Annotated in this window: 23 protein-coding genes and 1 tRNA gene; 21 read left to right on the top strand and 3 right to left on the bottom strand. The window is 72.5% G+C overall.

All coding sequences use genetic code 11. From position 1 onward, the window contains the following. Positions 1–22 precede the first annotated feature (22 nt). From ACFQO7_RS12455 to ACFQO7_RS12540, 18 genes are all read left to right on the top strand, one after another. Positions 23–760, top strand: a complete 738-nt coding sequence (locus ACFQO7_RS12455) for a hypothetical protein (RefSeq protein ID WP_376806512.1) — start codon at positions 23–25, stop codon at positions 758–760. A 100-nt stretch (positions 761–860) separates the two neighbouring features. Then, complete coding sequence (gene eno, locus ACFQO7_RS12460; RefSeq protein WP_203698117.1) at positions 861–2147, top strand: phosphopyruvate hydratase; 1287 nt, start codon at positions 861–863, stop codon at positions 2145–2147. 128 nt (positions 2148–2275) lie between these two features. Further along, positions 2276–2839, top strand: coding sequence for an FtsB family cell division protein (locus ACFQO7_RS12465; RefSeq protein WP_376806513.1), 564 nt, complete (start codon positions 2276–2278; stop codon positions 2837–2839). A gap of 8 nt (positions 2840–2847) precedes the next feature. Beyond that, on the top strand, positions 2848–3366 hold the full coding sequence (locus ACFQO7_RS12470) for a DUF501 domain-containing protein (protein WP_360521969.1): 519 nt from the start codon (positions 2848–2850) through the stop codon (positions 3364–3366). Then, positions 3359–3862 (top strand): amino-acid N-acetyltransferase, encoded by a 504-nt coding sequence (locus tag ACFQO7_RS12475; protein ID WP_191840828.1) that lies wholly within the window; start codon positions 3359–3361, stop codon positions 3860–3862. The genes ACFQO7_RS12470 and ACFQO7_RS12475 overlap by 8 nt, the downstream gene beginning before the upstream one ends. Positions 3863–3964: 102 nt before the next feature. Next, complete coding sequence (locus tag ACFQO7_RS12480; protein WP_376806514.1) at positions 3965–4864, top strand: Ppx/GppA phosphatase family protein; 900 nt, start codon at positions 3965–3967, stop codon at positions 4862–4864. 70 nt (positions 4865–4934) lie between these two features. Continuing rightward, complete coding sequence (locus ACFQO7_RS12485) at positions 4935–5258, top strand: PadR family transcriptional regulator (protein WP_155374211.1); 324 nt, start codon at positions 4935–4937, stop codon at positions 5256–5258. Continuing rightward, positions 5255–6313, top strand: coding sequence for an HAAS signaling domain-containing protein (locus ACFQO7_RS12490; RefSeq protein ID WP_376806515.1), 1059 nt, complete (start codon positions 5255–5257; stop codon positions 6311–6313). Before ACFQO7_RS12485 ends, ACFQO7_RS12490 begins: the two co-directional genes overlap by 4 nt. A 227-nt stretch (positions 6314–6540) precedes the next feature. Continuing rightward, positions 6541–6987: an LppU/SCO3897 family protein gene (locus ACFQO7_RS12495; RefSeq protein WP_376806516.1), complete on the top strand. Its 447-nt coding sequence runs from the start codon at positions 6541–6543 to the stop codon at positions 6985–6987. Positions 6988–7219: 232 nt separating this feature from the next. Beyond that, entirely contained in the window at positions 7220–7627 is a 408-nt protein-coding gene (locus ACFQO7_RS12500; RefSeq protein ID WP_376806517.1) for an LppU/SCO3897 family protein, read from the top strand. A gap of 175 nt (positions 7628–7802) precedes the next feature. Further along, the gene (locus ACFQO7_RS12505) at positions 7803–8483 is read left to right on the top strand and encodes a dienelactone hydrolase family protein (protein ID WP_360521987.1); all 681 of its coding nucleotides are present in this window, start codon (positions 7803–7805) and stop codon (positions 8481–8483) included. Further along, positions 8480–9256 carry a uracil-DNA glycosylase gene (locus tag ACFQO7_RS12510; protein ID WP_376806518.1) on the top strand — a complete coding sequence of 259 codons (777 nt, stop codon included), beginning with the start codon at positions 8480–8482 and terminating at the stop codon, positions 9254–9256. The genes ACFQO7_RS12505 and ACFQO7_RS12510 overlap by 4 nt, the downstream gene beginning before the upstream one ends. Positions 9257–9324: 68 nt before the next feature. Beyond that, positions 9325–10029 (top strand): DUF4129 domain-containing protein, encoded by a 705-nt coding sequence (locus ACFQO7_RS12515; RefSeq protein ID WP_376806519.1) that lies wholly within the window; start codon positions 9325–9327, stop codon positions 10027–10029. Further along, complete coding sequence (locus ACFQO7_RS12520) at positions 10026–10643, top strand: hypothetical protein (protein WP_376806520.1); 618 nt, start codon at positions 10026–10028, stop codon at positions 10641–10643. Before ACFQO7_RS12515 ends, ACFQO7_RS12520 begins: the two co-directional genes overlap by 4 nt. A 2-nt stretch (positions 10644–10645) precedes the next feature. Next, positions 10646–11716, top strand: a complete 1071-nt coding sequence (locus ACFQO7_RS12525) for an AAA family ATPase (protein WP_376806521.1) — start codon at positions 10646–10648, stop codon at positions 11714–11716. Between the two features lies 1 nt (position 11717). Next, complete coding sequence (locus ACFQO7_RS12530; protein WP_376806522.1) at positions 11718–13103, top strand: DUF58 domain-containing protein; 1386 nt, start codon at positions 11718–11720, stop codon at positions 13101–13103. Further along, positions 13100–13645: a hypothetical protein gene (locus ACFQO7_RS12535; protein WP_376806523.1), complete on the top strand. Its 546-nt coding sequence runs from the start codon at positions 13100–13102 to the stop codon at positions 13643–13645. The genes ACFQO7_RS12530 and ACFQO7_RS12535 overlap by 4 nt, the downstream gene beginning before the upstream one ends. Before the next feature lie 97 nt (positions 13646–13742). Continuing rightward, positions 13743–15068 (top strand): NAD(P)/FAD-dependent oxidoreductase, encoded by a 1326-nt coding sequence (locus tag ACFQO7_RS12540; protein ID WP_376806524.1) that lies wholly within the window; start codon positions 13743–13745, stop codon positions 15066–15068. A gap of 59 nt (positions 15069–15127) precedes the next feature. Here the strand turns inward: ACFQO7_RS12540 and ACFQO7_RS12545 are convergent, their stop codons facing one another. Then, entirely contained in the window at positions 15128–16951 is a 1824-nt protein-coding gene (locus tag ACFQO7_RS12545) for a DUF6311 domain-containing protein (protein WP_376806525.1), read from the bottom strand. Between the two features lie 136 nt (positions 16952–17087). On the opposite strand from ACFQO7_RS12545, the gene ACFQO7_RS12550 reads away from it, so the two are divergent. The 3 genes from ACFQO7_RS12550 (at position 17088) to ACFQO7_RS12560 (ending at position 18868) form a co-directional block, all read left to right on the top strand. Beyond that, positions 17088–17171 (top strand) — tRNA-Leu (locus ACFQO7_RS12550). 509 nt (positions 17172–17680) lie between these two features. Continuing rightward, the gene (locus ACFQO7_RS12555; protein ID WP_361056001.1) at positions 17681–18478 is read left to right on the top strand and encodes a Bax inhibitor-1/YccA family protein; all 798 of its coding nucleotides are present in this window, start codon (positions 17681–17683) and stop codon (positions 18476–18478) included. A gap of 93 nt (positions 18479–18571) precedes the next feature. Beyond that, complete coding sequence (locus ACFQO7_RS12560; protein WP_376806526.1) at positions 18572–18868, top strand: hypothetical protein; 297 nt, start codon at positions 18572–18574, stop codon at positions 18866–18868. 83 nt (positions 18869–18951) lie between these two features. Here ACFQO7_RS12560 and ACFQO7_RS12565 read toward each other — a convergent pair whose 3' ends face one another. Together ACFQO7_RS12565 and ACFQO7_RS12570 are read right to left on the bottom strand one after the other, a co-directional pair. Continuing rightward, positions 18952–20199, bottom strand: coding sequence for an acetyl-CoA C-acetyltransferase (locus tag ACFQO7_RS12565; RefSeq protein WP_360522011.1), 1248 nt, complete (start codon positions 20197–20199; stop codon positions 18952–18954). Between the two features lie 72 nt (positions 20200–20271). Continuing rightward, positions 20272–21075, bottom strand: a complete 804-nt coding sequence (locus tag ACFQO7_RS12570) for an SGNH/GDSL hydrolase family protein (RefSeq protein ID WP_376806527.1) — start codon at positions 21073–21075, stop codon at positions 20272–20274. Between the last annotated feature and the right edge of the window lie 25 nt (positions 21076–21100).

The raw sequence follows: 21100 nt of genomic DNA on the forward strand, positions 1-21100 counted from the left end.
GCGATGGGGGAGGCTGTCGCCCATGCGAAATACGGTCGGCATGCCGCGTTCCCCGCGACTCTCCGTATTTCGGCGTGCGGCCATCGCGCCCCTGCTGGGGGCGCTGCTCGCGCTCACCGGCTGCCAGGCCATCACCGACGACGGCGTCGCGCCCGACCGCGCCCGGCTGCTCGGTGACCTGGCGGCGCAGCTGCAGCGCGCCTCGCAGCGCCCGTACCACGCGGAGTATCTGCTGGCCGGCGGCGTGCGCGGCGAGATCTCGCAGCAGACCAAGCCCGCGCGGGAGGTGTACGCCTACCCGGGCGGCCGCCTGCTGGTCGACCCGAACGGGCAGACGTCCTGCGTGACCGCGGTGCGCCCGGCGCGCTGTCAGATCCGCGCGCTGCCCGCGCCCGGCCCGGCCGCGCTCACCGGCTACAGCGAGGTGACCCGGCACGGGCTGGTCACCGCGCCGATCGTCGCCGACCTGCTGCAGGCCGCGCAGCTGCAGTCGCAGGCCGACGTGGAGGCGCACGACGTCACCCTGGCCGGCCAGCAGGCGACCTGCCTGGAGGTGTCCGGGCTGACCGACGCCGAGGCGGGCGGGTTCACCGTCTGCGTGACCGCCGCCGGGGTGCTGGCCAGCTTCGCGGGCGTGGTCGGCGGGGTGGTCATCGACCAGGCGCTGACCCGGGTCTCCACGTCGCCACCGGCGGAGGTCTTCGCGCTGCCCGAGGGAGCGCGGGTGGTGGACCACCGGCCGAAGAGCCCGGCGCCGTGACGGCTCGATAGGCTGCCTGGGTACGCACCGGCCGCTCCGGCCAGGGGATGTCATTGCCGACGACCACGCCAGTGAGCGCACATGGAACGAGGGAGCACACGTGGCCACCATTGAAGGCTTCGTAGCCCGGGAGATCCTCGACTCCCGCGGCAATCCGACCGTCGAGGTCGAGGTCGGTCTCGACGACGGCACCATCGCCCGCGCCGCGGTGCCCTCCGGCGCCTCCACCGGCGCCTACGAGGCGCTGGAGCTGCGTGACGGCGACAAGAGCCGCTACCTGGGCAAGGGCGTCGAGAAGGCCGTCGCCAACATCGAAGACCAGATCATCGACCAGCTGATCGGATACGAGGCCAGCGAGCAGCGCCTCATCGACGCCAAGATGCTGGAGCTGGACGGCACCCCGGACAAGTCCGTCCTGGGCGCGAACGCGATCCTGGGCGTCTCGCTCGCGATCGCGAAGGCCGCCGCCAAGAGCGCGGAGCTGAGCCTGTTCCGCTACCTGGGCGGCCCGAACGCGCACCTGCTGCCGGTGCCGATGATGAACATCATGAACGGCGGCGCGCACGCCGACTCCAACGTGGACATCCAGGAGTTCATGATCGCGCCGATCGGCGCGCCGAACTTCCGCGAGGCGCTGCGTTCCGGCGCTGAGGTGTACCACGCGCTCAAGAGCGTGCTGAAGAAGAAGGGCCTGTCCACCGGCCTGGGCGACGAGGGCGGCTTCGCGCCGAACCTGCCGACCAACGCCGCGGCGCTGGACCTGATCGCGGAGGCCGTGCAGGCCGCCGGCTACACCCTGGGCAGCGACATCGTGCTGGCGCTGGACGTGGCCGCGACCGAGTTCTTCGACAACGACGTGTACACCTTCGAGGGTGTCGCGAAGTCGCGCGAGGAGATGATCGCGTACTACGCCAAGCTGGCCGAGTCGTACCCGATCGTGTCGATCGAGGACCCGCTGGCCGAGGACGACTGGGCCGGCTGGAGCGCGATGACCGCCCAGCTCGGCGGCAAGATCCAGATCGTCGGTGACGACCTGTTCGTCACCAACCCGACCCGCATCGCCCGCGGCATCGCCGAGAGCGCGGCCAACGCGGTGCTGGTCAAGGTGAACCAGATCGGCTCGCTGACCGAGACGTTCGACGCCGTCGAGCTGGCTCACCGCAACGGTTTCCGCACCATGATGAGCCACCGCTCGGGCGAGACCGAGGACACCACCATCGCCGACCTCGCCGTCGCGATGGGCTGCGGCCAGATCAAGACCGGCGCGCCGGCCCGTTCGGACCGCGTCGCCAAGTACAACCAGCTGCTGCGCATCGAGGAGGAGCTGGCCGACGCGGCCCGCTACGCCGGCGCGGCAGCCTTCCCGCGCTACACGGCCGGGAAGTAAGCCAACTTAAGCAACCGCGCGGGTCCGTGACGCTGTTGCGGCACAGGGCCTAGCATGTGATCGAAGCTCCTTTCATGCCCACGCCGGACGTGGAAGGAGCTTCGATCATCGCGCAGGGGGGAGGGGTGATGCAGCGGCGACAGCCTGGAGGGCAGGGGCCGGTGCGCCGCCCCCAGGGCGGCACCCGAGGCAGCGCGCGCGGCACCGCCTCCGTCCGCACCCGTGAGGGCGAGCGCTCGCAGAGCCGTCCCGCCGCCGCCCGCCGCGCCGCCGCCGCCGGAGCGGCCAAGCGCACCAGCGCACCGAACCCGCACGGCCTCACCGGCCGGGCCACCGCCCTGCTGGTGATCCTCGCGGCGCTGGCGCTGGGCTACGCCTACCCGGTGCGCGTCTACCTCACCCAGCTCGCCGAGATCGAGGCGATGCGGCAGTCGCAGCTGGAGCAGCAGGAGCGCATCGCCGGGCTGGAGCGGCAGGCCGAGAAGTGGAAGGACGACGAGTACATCAAGGCTCAGGTCCGCCGCCGCTTCTTCTGGGTCTCCCCGGGGCAGACCCCGCTGATCCCGATCTGGGACCCGGACGGCAAGACCGACCAGGACCAGACCCCGAAACCGCCGCCGCCCGCCGAGCCCGACAGCTGGTACGGCAAGCTCTGGACCCGCCTGGACCCGGAGCCGGAGCAGAAGAACTAGGAGCACCCATGGATCGCGACCTCGTGCCGGCGCCGACGCGGCAGGAGGCGACCGAGTCCGATCTCGCCGCGGTCCGCGCCCAGCTCGGCCGCCCCACACGCGGCACCCGGGCGGTGGCGCACCGCTGCCCGTGCGGCAAGCCCGACGTGGTGGAGACGGTGCCCCGGCTGCCCGACGGCACTCCCTTCCCGACGCTGTTCTACCTGACCTGCCCGCGGGCGACCGCGGAGTGCAGCCGGCTGGAGTCGGCCGGGCTGATGAAGGAGATGAACGAGCAGCTGCGCACCGATCCGGAGCTGCGCGCCGCGTACCTGAAGGCGCACGAGGACTACCTGACCCGCCGCGAGGCGATCGGGAACGTGCCGGAGATCGAGAACGTCTCCGCGGGCGGCATGCCCGACCGGGTCAAGTGCCTGCACGTGCACCTGGGCCACGCGCTGGCCGCCGGCCCCGGGGTCAACCCGTTCGGCGACGAGGTGATCGACCTGGTCGAGCCGTGGTGGACGGCGGGTCCCTGCGTTGAGTGAGCTGACCGTACGCAAGGCCCGCACCGCCGACGTGCGCGGCATCCGCCGCCTGATCGACACGTACAGCGGGGAGCGCCGGCTGCTGAGCAAGGCCACGGTCGCGATATACGAGGACGTGCCGGAGTTCCGGGTGGCCGTCGACGACGACGGCGCGGTCGTCGGCTGCGGCGCGCTGCACGTGCTCTGGGAGGACCTGGCCGAGATCCGCACCGTCGCCGTGGACGCGACCTGGCGCGGCCGCCGCGTCGGCCACCAGATCGTCGAAGCCCTCCTCGACGACGCCCGCGAGCTCGGCGTACGCCGCGTCTTCGTGCTGACCTTCGAGACCCGCTTCTTCGCCTCCTTCGGCTTCACCGAAATCGACGGCGCCCCCGTCCCGCCCCCCGTCTACGAGCAGCTCCTCCGCTCCTACGACGAAGGCGTAGCCGAATTCCTAGGCCTGGAACGCGTCAAACCCAACACCCTCGGCAACACCCGCATGCTCCTCCACCTGTGAAAGGAAGGGCATCGTCGGCTCGCGTCAGCGAGACGAGCAGCAGCTCGGCTTATCGCTGTGCGTAGAGGAAGGGCACCTTCTTAACGCCTGTAGGGTGGTGACGTGGGAGATGCCGTCGCCGCGATCGACTGTGGCACCAACTCGATCCGCCTGCTGATCACCGAGAACGGCCACGACGTCGAGCGCCTGATGCGCATCGTGCGGCTGGGCGCGGGCGTCGACCGCACCGGCCGCCTCGACCCGGCCGCGATCGAGCGCACCCGCGTCGCGCTGACGGAGTACCGCGGGCTCATCGAGTCGCACGGGGTGAGCCGCATCCGCATGGTGGCCACCAGCGCCACCCGCGACGCGGCGAACGCGGCGGACTTCCACGACATGGTCCGCGCCACCCTCGGGCAGCCCGCCGAGGTCATCACCGGCACCGAGGAGGCCGCGCTGTCGTTCGGCGGCGCGGTCACCGGGCTGGACGGCAGCGGGCCGTACCTGGTGGTGGACATCGGCGGCGGCTCGACCGAGTTCGTCCGGGGACACCGCGCCGTGGACAGCTCGATCAGCATGGACATCGGCTGCGTACGCATGACCGAACGCCACCTGCCCACCGACCCGCCCACTCCCGCGCAGCTCGACGCCGCCACCGCCGACATCGACGCCGCGGTGACTCGGGCGCTGGCCCACGTCGGCACCGGCCCGGCCACCCTGGTCGGGGTGGCGGGCACGGTCACCACGCTGGCCGGCATCGCGCTGGGCCTGGATCGATACGACCCCGCCCGGATCCACCACTCGGTGCTGCCCGCCGCCACGATCGAGCGGCTGGCAGCGGAGCTGTCCGCGATGGACCACGACACGCGGGCGGCGATCCCGGTGATGCACCCCGGCCGGGTGGACGTGATCATCGCGGGCGGGCTGATCCTGCGGGAGATCATGCGGCAGACCGGCTTCGGTGAGATCGTCGTCTCCGAACACGACATTCTCGACGGCATCGCCGCCTCCATCAGCGACTGAGCAGCAGATTACGCGCCACGGGGTAGTCCGCTGCTTGCGGTACTGTGCATAGCGAACTACTGTGCTGAGCGTGGATACCACCCAACTGCTCAAGGGGGTCCTCGACCTGGCCGTGCTCGCCGTGCTGCGCGACGACGACGGCTACGGGTACGACATCCTCCGCCGCCTGCGCACCGCCGGGCTGACCGAGATCGGTGACGCCTCGGTCTACGGCACCCTGCGCCGGCTGTTCGCGGCCGGCTACCTCACCACGTACGTGGTGCCCTCCGAGGAGGGCCCGCACCGCAAGTACTACGCGCTCAACCCGGCCGGCCGCACCCAGCTCAAACAGGGCGGCGACGTGTGGCGCGAATTCGCCTCCACGATGAACACCCTGCTGAGGGAGCCGGCATGAGTGAGCCAGTCGAGATCGCACAGTACGCGGCGCAGGTCGGCGCGGCCCTGGCCGACCTGCCCGAGCAGGCGCGCAACGACCTGCTGGAGGACCTGCCGGCACACCTGGCCGAGGTGGCGGCGGAGATCGAGGCCGAGGGCGGCGGTGTGTCGCTTACCGAGCGGCTCGGTCCGCCGAGCATGTACGCCGCGGAGCTGCGGGCCACGCTGGGCCACACGGGGGGTCCCAGCCGGCGGTTCGCCTGGGCCGGGCGGGCGGCGTCCCGGGCGCGGACGCGCTGGGCGGGGCTGGACCGCCGGCTGGGCCCGATCATCGGGTACCAGCGCCTCGGCGAGTTCCTGGCCCTGCTGCGCCCGGCCTGGTGGGTGGTGCGCGGCTGGCTGGCCGTGATGCTGGTGGCGCAACTGTGGCGCGACGGCGACGGGCTGGGCCTGCTGCCCCGCTTCGAGGGCAGCACCGTGCTCGGCCTGCTGGTGCTGGCCGCTTTCGTGGTCGGCTCGATCTGGCTCGGCCGGCGCACCGCGGCGGTCCCGCCGACCCGTCGCCGGGACCGGGTGGCGCTGGGCGCGGCGACGGCGGTGGTGGTCGTGTTCGGCCTGGGACTGTGGGTCGCGGCGGACGACCGGCTGGTGGGTTCGTCCTGGCAGGAGTCGACGCCGACATCCTGGGTCGGCGACCCGTATCAGCAGGTCAACGACGTCTTCGTGCTCGGCCCGGACGGGCAGATCATCCAGGGCGCGCGCCTGGTGGACCAGGACGGCAGCCCGGTCGTGCTCGGATACTGCGCGCAGCGCTTCGGCTGGGAGGGCCCCGGCGGGGGCGGACGCGGCTGGGAGTGGCGGGTCGTCTACCCGTCCTGCCCCGACCTCACCGCGCCGCAGCTGCCCTGGGTGGCCGTGTCGCCGGAGCCGGTGCCGTGGCAGACACCGGCCGCCGGCACCCCGTCGGCCGGACCGTCGCCGTCGGGCACGCCGTCCCCGAGCGTCTCCGCCCCGACCCCCGCGGCCACCCCGTCGGGGACGCCCGCACCGCGGCCGAGTCCTTCCGGACAGTGAGGGCGGCCGAGCGTCCGCAAGCGGGGTGATCGGCCCCGTGGCACCGCTGAACGACCAGGACGGCCCTCCCGATGTGGATCGTGAGGGCCGTCCTTTCGGTGGGGAATGTCGGCGGTGCCGTCCGGTGGGCTGCGGGAACGGACGGACGGCGCGGCGACGGGGCGGTGCGGAGCGCGCGGCCACGACAGAATGACCGCGCCAACACCCCTCGATCACGAAGGTTTCCCATGTACGAGCAGCCCGGTCGGCAGGCGCCGTCCCCGCAGTACGCCGCTCCGGCGCCCCCGCGCCGCAAGACCGGAAAGACCATCGCCATCGTCGTCGCCGCGGTGCTCCTGCTCTGCTGCTGCGGGGGTGGCGCGGTGCTCGCGGTGAAGCCGGACGCGGTCAGCGGCTTCTTCAAGGACATCGTCGAGGCCGTCGAGAGCAACGTCGCGAACGCGAAGGTCGGCGACTGCGTGAACACCTTCACCGCCGTCGAGGACGCGCGGGTGGTCGACTGCACCTCGGCGGAGGCGGCGAACCGGGTCGTCGGGGTCCTCGCCGACAAGACCGAGACCGAGTTCAATGCCGACAGCGCCTGCGGCGCGTACCCCACGACGGAGTACGTGATCTGGATCGGCCGGAAGGGCGGCCGAGGCAACGTGTGGTGCCTGGAGCAGATCAAGAAGTGAGAGGTCGGCGTCACGGAGCATGAAATTCCGTCGCTGAACGGAGGATGCCCCGGCGCTGAATCGGTGGCACTTCCCGGCCGTCAGTACCGCATGCCGGGGGTCTCCGGCAACCAGGTCGCGAAGATTCACAGCCAACGCTAAGGTAACGCGGTCTCCGTGACGGCACGTGAGACAAGACGCCCCCGCCGCGACCCGTTCCGGACGAGGGCACCCCTCGGAAGGAAAGAAACGCATGAGCGAGCAGGTAACCCCGGCGGTCCCGGCGGCCCAGGAGACCGCGACGGAGCCCTCGGGCGCCAAGACGGTCGCGGCCGGGATCGGCAAGAAGATCCTCGGCTACATCGTCGTCGCGGTGGTCGTGCTGGGCGGCGGTCTGGCGTACAAGTACCTCAGCGGGTCCACCGACATCGCCAAGGCCGGCGACTGCATCACCGACGCGGCCAACGCCGACGACATGAAGGTCGTCGGCTGCGACTCGGCGGAGGCCAAGTACAAGGTGCTGGGTGTGCTGGAGGGCGTCAACGCGACCCAGGCCGAGTCGGCGACGGGCTGCGGCCAGTGGCCGGACGCGACCTCCTGGTTCTCGATCATCGAGCAGGGCAAGACCACGGGCAAGTTCCTCTGCCTGTCCGACAAGTGAGCTGAGCTCGCGCCCGCTATATCACTTCTGCGGCGGCGTGGTGAGTTACGACCATAAGTCGTAACTTTCGCCACGCCGCCGTCGTCTTCCCCGGTACCGTCCGGTGTGGTTGGCTACCCGGAACGCCACGACTGTGCGACCAGCCAATGACGACTGACCGTCAGGAGGACGACCAATGGGTGAAATGGTGGATTACCCCAGCAACGGGGGGACCAGTGAGGGCTACCTCGCGCTGCCCAAGAGCGGCAGTGGACCCGCGGTCATCGTGATCCAGGAGTGGTGGGGGCTGGTCCCGCACATCATCTCGCTGGCCGACCGGTTCGCCGAGGCCGGGTTCGTGGCGCTCGCGCCCGACCTGTACCACGGCGCGCACACCACCGAGCCCGACGAGGCCGGCAAGCTGATGATGGGCCTGGCCATGGACCAGGCCGCGAAGGACATCGCGGGAGCCGCGCGATACCTGGCCGGGCGGCCGGAGACCACGGGCGGTGTGGGCGCGGTGGGCTTCTGCATGGGCGGCAGCCTGGCGCTGTGGTCCGCCACGGTCAGCGACGAGATCACTGCCGCGGTCGGCTTCTACCCGGCGCTGCCGTGGGAGCGCATGGCCCCGCAGTGGTCGAACTACCAGGGCAAGACCGCGATGATCCATTGCAGCGAGGAGGACGGCACCTCCGCCGCCCCCGGCATCAAGACCGCCCGCGCCGCCATCGAGGAGGCCGGCGGCACCTGCGTCGTGCACGACTACCCCGGCACCCACCACGCGTTCGTCAACGACGACCGGCCCGAGGTGTACAACGCCTCGGCGGCGGCCAGCGCCTGGGCGCGCACGGTGGAGCTGCTGCGCACCAAGCTGTGACCTCGGCCGACGGCCCGTCCCGGCGGCCCGCCGGGACGGCCTCCGACCTGCTCGCGAGGGCGGCCGAGCTGGCCGCGCTCGACGAGCAGGTCTCCCGCTGCCGCCTGTGCCCCCGGCTGGTGGCGTGGCGGGAGGAGGTCGCCGCGACCAAACGGGCCGCGTTCCGCGACGAGGTGTACTGGGGCCGCCCGGTCCCCGGCTTCGGCGCGGCCGACGCCCGCATCCTCATCCTCGGGCTGGCCCCGGCGGCGCACGGCGGCAACCGCACCGGACGCATCTTCACCGGTGACCGCAGCGGCGACGTGCTGTTCGCCGCGCTGCATCGGGCGGGTCTGGCCAACCAGCCCACCAGCGTGTCCCGCGACGACGGGCTGCACCTGAGCGACGTGCGCATCGCCGCCGCGGTGCGCTGCGCGCCCCCGGACAACAAGCCGACGCCGGTCGAGCGCGACACCTGTGCCCCCTGGCTGCACCGCGAGGTCACGCTGCTGCGGCCGACTCTGCGGGTGGTGATCGCGCTCGGCGCGTTCGCGTGGGCGGCGTGGTGGCCTACGCTGTCCACGGTGTACGGCGTCAAGCCGCCGGCGCCGCGTCCGAAGTTCGGGCACGGGGCCGTCTTCCTTCCGGAGGGCGGCGCCGCCAGCTCGTCGCGTGGACCGGCGCTGCTCGGCTCGTACCACGTCAGCCAGCAGAACACCTTTACCGGGCGGCTCACACCCGCCATGCTGGACGACGTGCTGAGCCAGGCCCGGCACCTCGCCGGCCTCGACTGAGTCGACCTCGACCGCGTCGGGCCGCGACCTGACGCCGCCGGGCAGAAGCGAAAATCGGAGCGGGGAACATGGGAGCGTTGCGTCGCTGGTGGCCGTTGCTGGCCGTGGCCGCGCTGCTGATGCTCGCGGCCGCGACGGCCTCGGTCTCGGTGCTGCCGATCGGTCGGGCCGCGCCGGAGCAGTCCGCGTCGGCGAACCCCACCCCGACCGCCTCGCCGTCGCCCCGCACGCCCACCCCGTCGCCGTCCGCCGCGCCGGAGGACGCCGCCGACACCGGCTGGCTGGGCGTGGTCGGGCTGGGCGTGCTCCTCGCCATCGGCGCGGCCGTGCTGATCGTGCTGCTCAAGGCCGCCGCGAAGTCGACCACGAAGTTCCGCCGCCGGGCCATCCGGGAGAAGCCGCCGGTGCGCATCGCGCAGCTGACCGACGAGGAGGAGGTCGTCGCGGCACTGGACGCGGGCCTGCTCGACCTCGACGACGACGCCGCCGATCCGCGTACCGCCGTCATCGCCTGCTGGGTGCGGCTGGAGCAGGCCGCCGCCGCGGCAGGCGTGCCGCGCCTGCCCGACGACACCGCCACCGACCTGGTCGTACGCATGCTGCACCGCCGCCGTCTGGACGCCGGTGTGCTCAACGGCTTCGCCGACGTGTACCGCCGCGCCCGCTACGCCACCCACCGCGTCGACGACGACATGCGCCTGCAGGCCAGGGCCTCCCTGCACCGCCTGCGCGACGAACTGACCGCCGGCACCCGCAGCGGAGCGACCTCATGAGCGAGCGCAGCGAGCACGACGACTTCGTGGACGGTGACGTCGACGACGGCGCGACCCTGGGCGACCTGCTCGGCGGGTTCAGCCGGCCGGAGGGGCCGGTCGCGGCCCGCCCGCCCCGTCCGAAGGCGACCCGCTGGCTGAGCCTGCTCGGCTTCGCGGTCGCCTGGACCGCCGCGGGCTGGATCACGCTCCAGGTGTTCAGCCTGGAGATGTCGCTGCCACTGGTCTTCGCGGTGGCGCTGACCGTGGTCGGGGTGTGGCGGATGGCTCGCTCGCTGAAGGCCCCGCTGCCGCCCCGGCGCGCGGGCCGGGCCGTCGCTGACGACCAGTCCGAGGTCACCGACGGGCTGCGGCTGGCGGTGGCCCGCTGGGAGACCATCCTGGAGTGGAGCCATACCGACGCCGCCCGCTTTCAGCGCCGGGTGCAGCCGCGCCTGGCCGAGGTCGTCGATGAGCGGCTGCGCCAGCGCCACGGCGTGAACCGCGCGACCGAGCCCGAACGCGCGCGTAGGCTGCTCGGTGATCCGCTCTGGACGCTCCTCACGGTGCCGGCCAAGCGCCCGCCCAGCCCTCGCGAACTCGATGTGATCGTCAATGCCTTGGAGAAACTGTGAGCATGCAACCGATCCCCGCCGCTGAGGTGGGCCGTCTCGCCCAGCAGGTGCTCGACCGGGTCGGCACCGTGATGGTGGGCAAGCGCGATTCGCTGGAGCTGGTGCTGGCGGGCATCCTGGCCGGTGGCCACGTGCTGCTGGAGGACCTGCCCGGTCTGGGCAAGACGCTCACCGCGCGCACCTTCGCCCAGGCGCTTGGCCTGGACTTCCGCCGCCTGCAGTTCACCCCCGACCTGCTGCCCGCCGACGTCACCGGCTCGTTCCTGTACGACCAGCGCACCCACGACTTCACCTTCCGGGCCGGCCCGGTCTTCACGAACCTGCTGCTCGCCGACGAGATCAACCGCACGCCGCCGAAGACGCAGGCGGCGCTGCTGGAGGCGATGCAGGAGAAGCAGGTCTCCGTCGAGGGCGTGACGTACCGCCTGGAGGCCCCGTTCCACGTGCTGGCCACCGCCAACCCGATCGAGTACGAGGGCACCTACCCGCTGCCCGAGGCGCAGCTGGACCGCTTCATGCTGCGCGTGTCGTTCGGCTACCCGGAGGCCGACGAGGAGCTGAACGTGCTGCGCCGGCGCATGGTGCGCCGCCAGGAGGAGTCCGAGGTCGAGCCGGTCGTCGACGCGGCCACGCTGCTGCGCATGCAGGCCGGCCTGGAGCAGATCGAGGTCGAGGACTCCATCTGCCGCTATCTGGTGTCGCTGGCCGCGGCCACCCGCGAGCACCCCGCGGTGCTGGTCGGCTCGTCGCCGCGCGGCTCGCTGGCCCTGCTGCTGCTGTCCCGGGCGCGCGCGGCGCTCGCCGGGCGCGACTACGTCATCCCGGAGGACGTGAAGGCGGTCGCGCTGCCCGCGCTGGCGCACCGGATCACGCTGCGGCCGGAGATGTGGCTCAAGCGCATCGACCCGGTCTCCGTGGTGGCCGAGGTGCTCGCCGCGACGCCGGCCCCGGTCAGCGGCGCGCTGCCGAGCCACGCGGCGGCAGGCCGCCAGCCGGCCCCCGGGCGGCGACTGGCGGAGTTAGAGGACGAGCTGCTGGACCCGCCGTACCGGTCGACCGGGCTGCGAGGCTGACATGTCCCAGCCAGGCTCCCCCGAGGGCGACCTGGAGCCCGTCGCGTCCACCGACACCGGCGAGAACTGGGCGCCCACCCGGGCGCTGGGCCGGGCGGTGCTGGTGGCCGGCCTGCTGCTGGTCGCCGCGGTGCTGCTGGGCCGGACGGACCTGGTGATCCTCGCCGCGCCGTTGGCGCTGAGCGTGGCGTTCGCCCTGGCCAAGCGGCCGCGTACGCTGCCGGGCCTGCGGCTGTCCACGGTCGAGTCGTTCCCCGTCGAAGGCGGTGACCTCGGCGCGACCGTCGAGGTGGAGAACCGCGACATCACCGGGTACGACCTGACGGTGGTGCACCTGCAGCACTCGCCCTGGCTGCGGCTGGAGGGCGGGGCCGCCGACGCGGGCCCGTCCCGGCGCGGCGGCAACCGGCCCTACGTGACCCTGGTGCCCCGGGGCGTCGCCACGGCCGTCGAGCTGGCCGGCCCCGCCGTGCGCTGGGGGCGGCACTGGCTGGGCCCGGCGTCGGCGCACGCGGTCGCCGCGGACGGGCTGCTGGTCAGCCGGGCCGTGGTCACCGGCGCGCTGGGCGTGAAGGTGTATCCGCTGACCGAGCCGTTCAACGCCGACGAGGCGATGCCCCGGGCGGCCGGCCTGGTCGGCCAGCACCGCTCGCGGCGACCCGGCGAGGGCGGCGAGCTGGCGGGCGTACGCCAGTTCGGCCCCGGTGACCGGCTGCGCCGCGTCGACTGGCGGGTCTCCCTGCGGACCGAGCGGCTGCACGTGGCGGCGACGCTGTCCGACCGTGACGCCGAGGTGGTGGTCCTGCTGGACCTGCTGGCCGACGCGGGCCGCTCCGGCGGCATCGGCGGCGCGTCCTCCGTGCTGGACCGCTCCGTACGCGCGGCGGCCGCGATCGCCGAACACTACCTGCACCGTGGCGACCGCGTCTCGGTCCTGGAGTACGGCGCGCAGGCCCGCCGCCTGCGCCCGGCCAGCGGCCGGCGGCAGTACCTGACGGTGCTGGAGTGGCTGCTGGACGCCCACCCGAGCCCGACCGCGCAGGAGCGGGGCGGCGCGCAGCTCGCGGCGGGCATCTCCGCGGCGGCGCTGGTCGTCGTGCTGACCCCGCTGCTGGACGCCCGCTCGGCGGCGATGCTGGCCGGCCTGGCCCGCTCGGGGCGCTTCGTGGTCGCCGTGGACACGCTGCCCACCGACCTGACCTCCCCGCCCGTGAACACCTGGAGCGACGTGTCGTACCGGCTGTGGAAGGCCGAACGGGAGAACACCATGGGCCAGCTCGCCGAGCACGGGGTGCCGGTGGTCGCCTGGGCGGGCGCGGGCAGCCTGGACGCCGTGCTGCGCGACGTGTCGCGGCTGGCCGCCGCGCCGAAGGCGGTGCTGCGATGAAGCAGCTGCTCGCGCAGGTCCGCGACCTGGGCCGGATCACCGGCGGCCCGCTGCTGGTGCGCGGGGTGGTCTTCGTGGCCGCGTTCACCGGCCTGCTGCTGGCCGCCCCGGGTGGGCTGCCCGCGCGGATGATGCTCGGCTTCCTGGCGCTGGCCGCGATACCCGCGCTCGCCCCGGGCGGGGTGGCGGTGACCCTGGTGATGCTGGCCACGGTCGGGATGTGGCTCGTCGACACGATGCTGTTCCTGGCCGAGCCGTCGACCGGGCGGCTGCTGGGCACCGCCGCGGCGCTCTACCTGCTGCACAATGCGGCGGCGCTGGCGGCGGTGCTGCCGTACGACGCGATCGTGGACAACCAGGTGCTGCTGCGCTGGGCGGTGCGCTCGGGGCTGGTGCTGGCCGCGGCCGGGGCGCTCACGATCTTGCTGATGACGGTGCTGCCGGGCATGTACATCACCACGCCGACGGTGGCGCTGGTGGTCGGGCTGGCCGTGGTCGCGGCGGCCGTGGCGCTGCTCACTCGGCTGGGCAGGCGGCCCTGATCAGGCACCATGTGGCCGTCGCTTTCTCGCGCCCCTGTAAGGCAGAGCACAGGCATCGGCGCTGATCAGGGCGATGTCGCGGCGGTAGCGTGAATGTGTGAAGCCTGTACGGATCCTGGTGGTGGGCGCCGGCCACGTCGGCCTCTACGCCGCCCTGCGCCTGTCCAGCAAGTTGCGCTCGACCGAGGCCGAGGTCACGGTCGTCGACCCGCAGCCGCACATGACGTACCAGCCGTTCCTCCCCGAGGCCGCGGCCGGCAACATCTCCCCCCGGCACACCGTCGTGCCGCTGCGCCGGGAGCTGCGCGACTGCAACATCGTCCACGGGGCGGTGACGAAGGTCGAGCACTCCCGCAAGGTCGCCACGGTGCAGCCGGTGGTGGGCCCGTCCCGGGAGATCCCGTACGACCACATCATCGTCGCGCCCGGCAGCGTCTCCCGTACGCTGCCGATTCCGGGCCTGCGTGAGCACGCGGTCGGCTTCAAGACCATCGGCGAGGCCATCTGGCTGCGCAACCACGTGCTGGAGTGCCTGGACATCGCGGCCGCCACCACCGACCCGCAGACGCGGCAGCGGGCCCTGACCTTCGTGGTCGTCGGCGCGGGCTTCGCCGGGGTCGAGGCGCTGGGCGAGATGGAGGACATGGCTCGCGACGCGCTGCGCTACTACCCGGAGCTCAAGGCCGACGACATGCACTGGGTGCTGGTCGAGGCCACGCAGCGGGTGCTGCCGGAGGTCGGGCCGCAGATGGGCGCGTACACCGTCGAGGCGCTGCTCAAGCGCAACATGGACCTGCGCCTGGGCACCCGGCTGGAGTCCTGCGTCGACGGCGTGGTGAAGCTGTCCGACGGCGGCGAGTTCGCCGCGGACACCATCGTGTGGACCGCCGGCGTCAAGGCGCACCCGATGATCGCCGCGACCGACCTGCCCCGCAACGCCCAGGGCAAGCTCACCTGTAACCCGACGCTGCGGGTCGTCGACGGGGACTCCCTCGTCGAGGGCGCGTGGAGCGCGGGAGACTGCGCCGCGGTGCCCGACCTGACCGCCGCCGCGGGCGAGATGTGCTCGCCGAGCGCGCAGCACGCCGTACGCCAGGCGCGCCTGCTGGCCGACAACCTGATCGCCACCGTGCGCGGCAAGGGCATCCGGGAGTACCGGCACAAGCACGTCGGCTCGGTGGCCAGCCTCGGCCTGCACAAGGGCGTCGCGCACGTCTACGGCTTCAAGGCCAAGGGCTGGGTCGCCTGGTTCATGCACCGCACGTACCACATGAGCCGCATCCCGTCGCTGAACCGCAAGGTCCGCGTGATCGCCGACTGGACCCTGGCCCTGTTCCTCAAGCGCGAAGTCGTCTCCCTGGGCGCCCTCCACCAGCCCATGGACCCCTTCGCCCAGGTCACCCAACCGACCCAACAGCCCTGACCACCCGCGCCGCCCCTGGCCGCAGGAAGGCGGGCCCGCCGGAGGCGGGTGGGGTGGGGTCACCAAGTGCGGGGCCAGTAGAGGACGCCGCCGGAGGGGGTGCCGGGGCCGAGGAGGGCTTCCAGGGTGCGTTGGAGTTCGGCGTGGCGGGGGTGGCCGGGGGACAGGACCACGCAGGCGGCGTTCCACTTGGTCAGGTCCTTGCGGGCGTCCAGGCGGTGGTCGTCGTTGATCGCGGGCACCACTCCGGTGCGGGCCACCTCGGACAGCACCCAGGACGTGGTGCGCTTGCCGATGCCCATGGTCGCCTTGCCGTTCGACCCGTGCGGGCCGATGAAAAAGCCCTCGGGCAGGGCGAACGCGGTCAGCGCCGCGGTGGCGTACCGCATCGGCTGGGGCTGCTCCGGGGTCGGCAGCGGCACCGGGACGATGACGTCTCCGTCGGTGGCGCACTGCCGCCACAGTCCGTCGGCGAAGAACGCCGGCACGGCGGCCCGGTCGGCGGTCGGCAGCGGGGTCGGGAACAGCGGCAGCAGCGCCGCGGCGACCAGCGCGGGGACGGCGATCCGGACGCCGCGCCGGTCCGACCGCCCGGCCCGCCGCAGCGCCAGCACCACCAGCACGGCGAGCAGCGGGATCGCGGCCAGCGCGAAGCGCATCGGCAGCGCGCCGTCGACCACGGGCAGGTGCATGAGCAGCCGGTACGGGCCCGGCAGCGGGGTGCGTTCGCCGTGCAGCATGACCTGCGGGCCGAGCGCCAGCGAGCACATCACCAGCGCGCCCACGCCGCAGGCGGCCGCGAGCGCGTCCCGCCGCTGCCAGACCAGCAGCCCCAGCGACAGCAGCACCAGCGGCCAGCCCAGGAACGTGTTGTACTCGGCCGGTCCCGTGGTCAGCTTCGCCGCCGCCTCGTCACCGGCCACCGTCAGCGGCGAGAACGCGCTGAAGCTCGCCAGGTCGGCAGAGAAGTAGAACGGGCTGAAGACGCCGTCGGAGACCGACTGCGGGCCCTTGAACTGCACCCACAGCGGATACGCCAGCAGTGCCACGGCGACCGCGACGGCGATGGACAGCCCGGCGGCGAAGCGGCCCAGCACGGCGCGGGGCGGCCGGACCATCGCCACGTAGGCCACGGTCACGACGGCCAGCGCGAGCGCGGTGAGGAACAGGGTCTCCTCGCCGATGAACACCTGCAGGCTGACCAGTACGCCGAAGAGCGCGCCGCAGCCGATGACCCGGCGCGGGCGGGCGGTGCCGGAGCGGGCCGCCCGGGCCAGCTCGACGACGCACCACAGCATCGGCGGGATCAGCCACTGCGCGGTCATGTGCAGGTGGCTGTTGGACTGCGAGACCATGCCCGGGGCGAAGCCGCAGAACGCCGCGCCGACGGCGGCCGCGATCCGGCTCGCGCCCAGCGTCCGGTGCAGCAGCAGGTACCAGGCGATGGCGGTGCCGGCCAGGTTGAGGGCGACCAGCAGCGCGAACGTGGTGGCCGCGCCGAACGCGGCGGTGACCGGGGCGAGCAGGCCGCCGAGCAGGATGACCGTGGTGTTGGCGAGCAGGTTGACCCCGTACGGGGCGTTCAGACGGTCGGTGACCAGCGAGAAGTCGCCGCTCCACAGCATCGTGTCATGGGCCAGGAACCACTCGTAGAGGATCTGGTCGGGCGGGTTCAGGGCGAGGGTGCGGGTTTCCGGATCCGGCCAGAGCCCCAGGGTGAGCCATCCGGCCAGCGCCAGGAAGGCCAGGCCGACCAGGACGTCGCGCGCCCACTCGTGCCGCCGGGCGGGCCGCCCTGCCGCGGACGCGTCCGCACCACCCCGTTGGCCAGGCAGTTCGGCGTTCTCCGGGGCGGTGGTGAGGGCGGGCGCGGTGCTCGTCACGCGCTTGACCCTAGCGCTTCGCGCGCGCCCGTGGCCGATCGGCCGCTGTGCTCACGTTCTCCGGATAGTGACAACGGGCGTGCTTCGGGCCCGGGCGAACCGCTACCGTGTCAGGGCACAGCAACGTGCGTAACGCGCCCGGGTGGTGGAACGGCAGACACGGTTGCCTTAAAAGCGACTGCCGAAAGGCGTGCGGGTTCGAGTCCCGCCCCGGGCACCAGCAGGTTGTGCGGTGGCCCGCGCCGGTGTGCCGAATGGCGTTTCCGCGGCCCGGTGGGCGATGCGCGAATGACGCGGCGAAAAGCTTCACAAATAGTGACGCGCTCCGATCGCCTGCCACGGGGGAAGCGGGCGATTGGAGCGCGTTGTGGACGAGCATAGCGAGCGCCCGACGGTCTGTCACCCCCTGGTCGCCTGCTTTTCTCTCCGAATTTCGCGAGGTGTGGTAACGGTCGATGGACGCCCTGTCGTGACGTGAATTCGCAGGCTTTTCATAAGGTTTCATTAAGGATCGGGCGCGGTGATTGTTTCGGGTGCTTGGTCGAGTCCGACCGCATCCGCGCGCCGCACGCGTCGCCGACTGAGGTGACCTCCGACACCGCGCCGCGTGGGTCGGTTCTCCCCGCCCGGTCCGCCGCCCGCGGGAGGCTCGAAAAAACCGTGATCTCCGCAGGTGCGCCGATCCGCTACTCTGTCGGCACATTCCCTGTGGAGGAGGCGAGACCCGCTGTGAAGAGTTCCAACCCGGTGCTCAGCCGCATCAGTGCGGCGGCGCAGCAGCCCCGGTACTCGGTGCCGGGCCAGGGCGCCCCGGCGGGCTACCCGGAGGGCGGCTACCCGGAGGTCGTCCAGTCCGGGCACGTCGACCGGATGACGATCGACGACGTCGTCGTCAAGACCGTGACCCTGCTCGCGACGACCGCGGCGACCGCGGCGATCGCCTGGTACGTGGTGCCGTTCGAGGTCATGCGGCCGGTGCTGTACGCGTCGATGTTCCTCGGCGTGATCGTCGGCCTGGTCATCTCGTTCGCCCAGGTCACCAACGCGGCGGTGATCGTCGGATACGCGGTGCTCGAGGGTGTCTTCCTCGGCCTGATCAGCAAGGCCTACGAGTACTTCTTCGAGGGCATCGTGCTGCAGGCGGTCATCGCCACGCTCTCGGTGTTCCTCGCCATGGCCGCGCTGTACAAGATGAAGATCATTCGGGCCACCCCGAAGTTCATGAAGATCGTCATCGGCGCGGCGGCCGGCCTCGCCGTGGTCATGCTGGTCAACTTCGTGATCTACCTGTTCAGCGGCTCGGTCGGCCCGCTGCGTGACGGCGGCCCGATCGCCATCGGCTTCAGCCTGGTCTGCATCGTGGTCGCGGCGCTGATGTTCGTGGTCAACTTCAAGCAGATCGAGGACGGCATCGCCGCCGGCCTGCCGCGCAAGTACGGCTGGCTGGGCGCGTTCGGCATCCTCGTCGAGCTGGTCTGGCTCTACCTGGAGATCCTGCGCCTGATCTCCTACTTCTCGGAAGACTGACCGGTGCGCCCCGCTCGGGGCGCACCCGACGACCGCCGCCCCGGGGACGCCCCCGGGGCGGCGGTCCGTTTTCCGGCCCGGGACAATCGCGGGGTGAGCATCGAGCAGTTGACGCGCGCCGTCGACCTCCTGGCCAACCAGGTCGGGCACTGGACCCCCGCCCGCTGGCGCGACCAGGGCGACCAGGTGCACAAACTGGTCCAGCGTTTCGCCGATCAGGCCGCGGACCTCACCGGCGCGCCGCGCCGCGACGTGCCCCGGCTGTCCGATCTGGCCCTGCCCGACCAGCTGAAGGTCGTCGTGGCCGACCTCGTCGCCACCTCCCCGCCGCACGAGCTCACGACCGCCGCCGCCGAGGAGATCGCCGCCCTGCGCCACACCCTCACCTGAGACGAAGGAAGGGCACCTTCACAACGCTCCGCGTTGTAGAAGGTGCTCTTCCTAACGGCTCGACGCCGTGAAGTGCGGGAGTGTCAGCCGAGGCGTTCGATGATCATCGCCATGCCCTGGCCGCCGCCGACGCACATGGTCTCCAGGCCGATGCTCTTGTCGTGCCACTGCAGGTTGTTGATCAGCGTGCCGGTGATGCGGGCGCCGGTCATGCCGAACGGGTGGCCGACGGCGATCGCCCCGCCCATCACGTTCACCTTCTCCAACGGCAGGCCCAGTTCCCGGTACGACGGGATGACCTGCGCGGCGAAGGCCTCATTGATCTCAGCAAGGTCGATGTCGTCGATGGTCATGCCGGCCCGCTTGAGCGCCTGCCGGGTCGCCTCGACCGGGCCGATGCCCATGATCTCGGGGCTCATCGCGGTGACGCCGGTCGAGATGATCCGCGCCAGCGGGTTGAGGCCCAGCTCGCGAGCCCGGCTGCCGCTCATGATCACGACTGCGGCCGCGCCGTCGTTGAGCGGGCAGCAGTTGCCCGCGGTGATCCGGCCGTCGGGGCGGAAGACCGGCTTGAGCCCCGCGGTGCCCTCCAGCGTCACGCCCGCGCGGGGGCCGTCGTCCTGGCTGACCACGGTGCCGTCGGGCAGGGTCACCGGAGTGATCTCGCGGGCCCAGAAGCCGTCCTTGATCGCCTGCTCGGCGAGGTTCTGCGACCGTACGCCGAACGCGTCCATGTCCTCGCGGGTCACCCCGTGGACCTGGGCCAGGTTTTCGGCGGTCTGGCCCATCGTCAGGTAGATGTCGGGCAGCTCGCCCGTCTCGCGCGGGTCGGTCCAGACCGGCGTGCCGGCCCCGGCGCGCTGCGCCGAGCGGGCCTGGGCCGCCTCGAAGCGCGGGTTGTTCCAGCTCCCACCGACGGCCGCGGCCGCGTCCGGGGGCAGCCAGTCCGAGTTGCCGCGGGCATACCGGGAGACCATCTCGACGCCCGCCGAGATGAACACGTCGCCCTCGCCGGCCTTGATCGCGTGGAACGCCATCCGGCTGGTCTGCAGCGACGACGCGCAGTACCGGGTGACCGTGGCGGCGGGCAGCGAGTCGAGGCCGAGCAGGGTGGAGACCACCTTGCCCATGTTGAAGCCCTGCTCGCCACCGGGCAGGCCGCAGCCCAGGTAGAGATCGTCGATCTCGGCCGGGTCCAGGCCCGGGATCTTGTCCAGGGCGGCCTGGATGATGGTGGCGGTGAGGTCGTCCGCGCGCAGGTCCTTCAGGGAGCCCTTGCCGGCCCGGCCGATGGGGGACCGGGCGGTGGCGACGATGACAGCATCTGACATGAACGAACGTTAACTCGCCGGTAACTTGCCCACCAGACCGGGTGAGAAAGTCGTCAGCCCCGCCCGGGGCGGTCAGGGCAGGCGGGGAGTGACGCCTGCGGCGTGGGCGACGGCGGGGAGCAGTGCGTACGCCCACACGCGGTAGCCGTCCGCGGAAGGGTGGTAGCGGTCGGCCGACAGCGTGTTCGGGTCGGCGCGGAACACCGGCCCCGTCTCGACGGCCAGGTCGACGACCGCGCCCCCGGCCGCGTGCACCGCACGCACCTGCGCCCGCGCCACCCGGCGGCCCAGGAAGCCGACGACCTGGCGCAGCGGCGGCGCGATGGCGCGGGCCGCGCCCAGGTCGGGGCAGGTGCCCACGACGACCTCGACCCCGGCCTCACGCAGCCGGCGCACCGCCGCGCCCAGGTACGCCGCCGCGTCGGACGGGCGGCGCAGGGTGATCGCGTCGTTGCCGCCGACCAGGATCACCGCGACGTCCGGACGGTCGCCGAGCAGGCAGCGCGCCACCTGGGTGGCCAGGTCGGACGAGCGGGATCCGGCGACGCCGACGCTGGACAGCGCCACGGCCTGCACCGGGCCGCCCTTGCCGGACTCGCCGCCGGACAGCAGTGCGGCCAGCTGGCCGCCCACCGTGTCGGCGACCCGGTCCACGCCCACGCCGAGCGCCGCGGAGTCGCCGAGCATGACCAGCCGCAGCGGGGCGGCGGTGTCCGCGCCCACGGTGGTGCGCAGCGCGAGGCCCAGCCCCGGCTTGGCGTACCGGCGGCTGCGCGCCACCACTGCCTCGGCCGCGAGCAGCGCCGCACCGCCGACCGTGCCCGCGATGAGCGTGATCGCGGCGGCCTTCCCGATCCTCCGTGCCACGGAACTCATGCCCGCTCCTCGCTCCGCTCGTCGC

The organism is Catellatospora aurea, from assembly GCF_042663325.1.
Lineage (GTDB): Bacteria > Actinomycetota > Actinomycetes > Mycobacteriales > Micromonosporaceae > Catellatospora > Catellatospora aurea.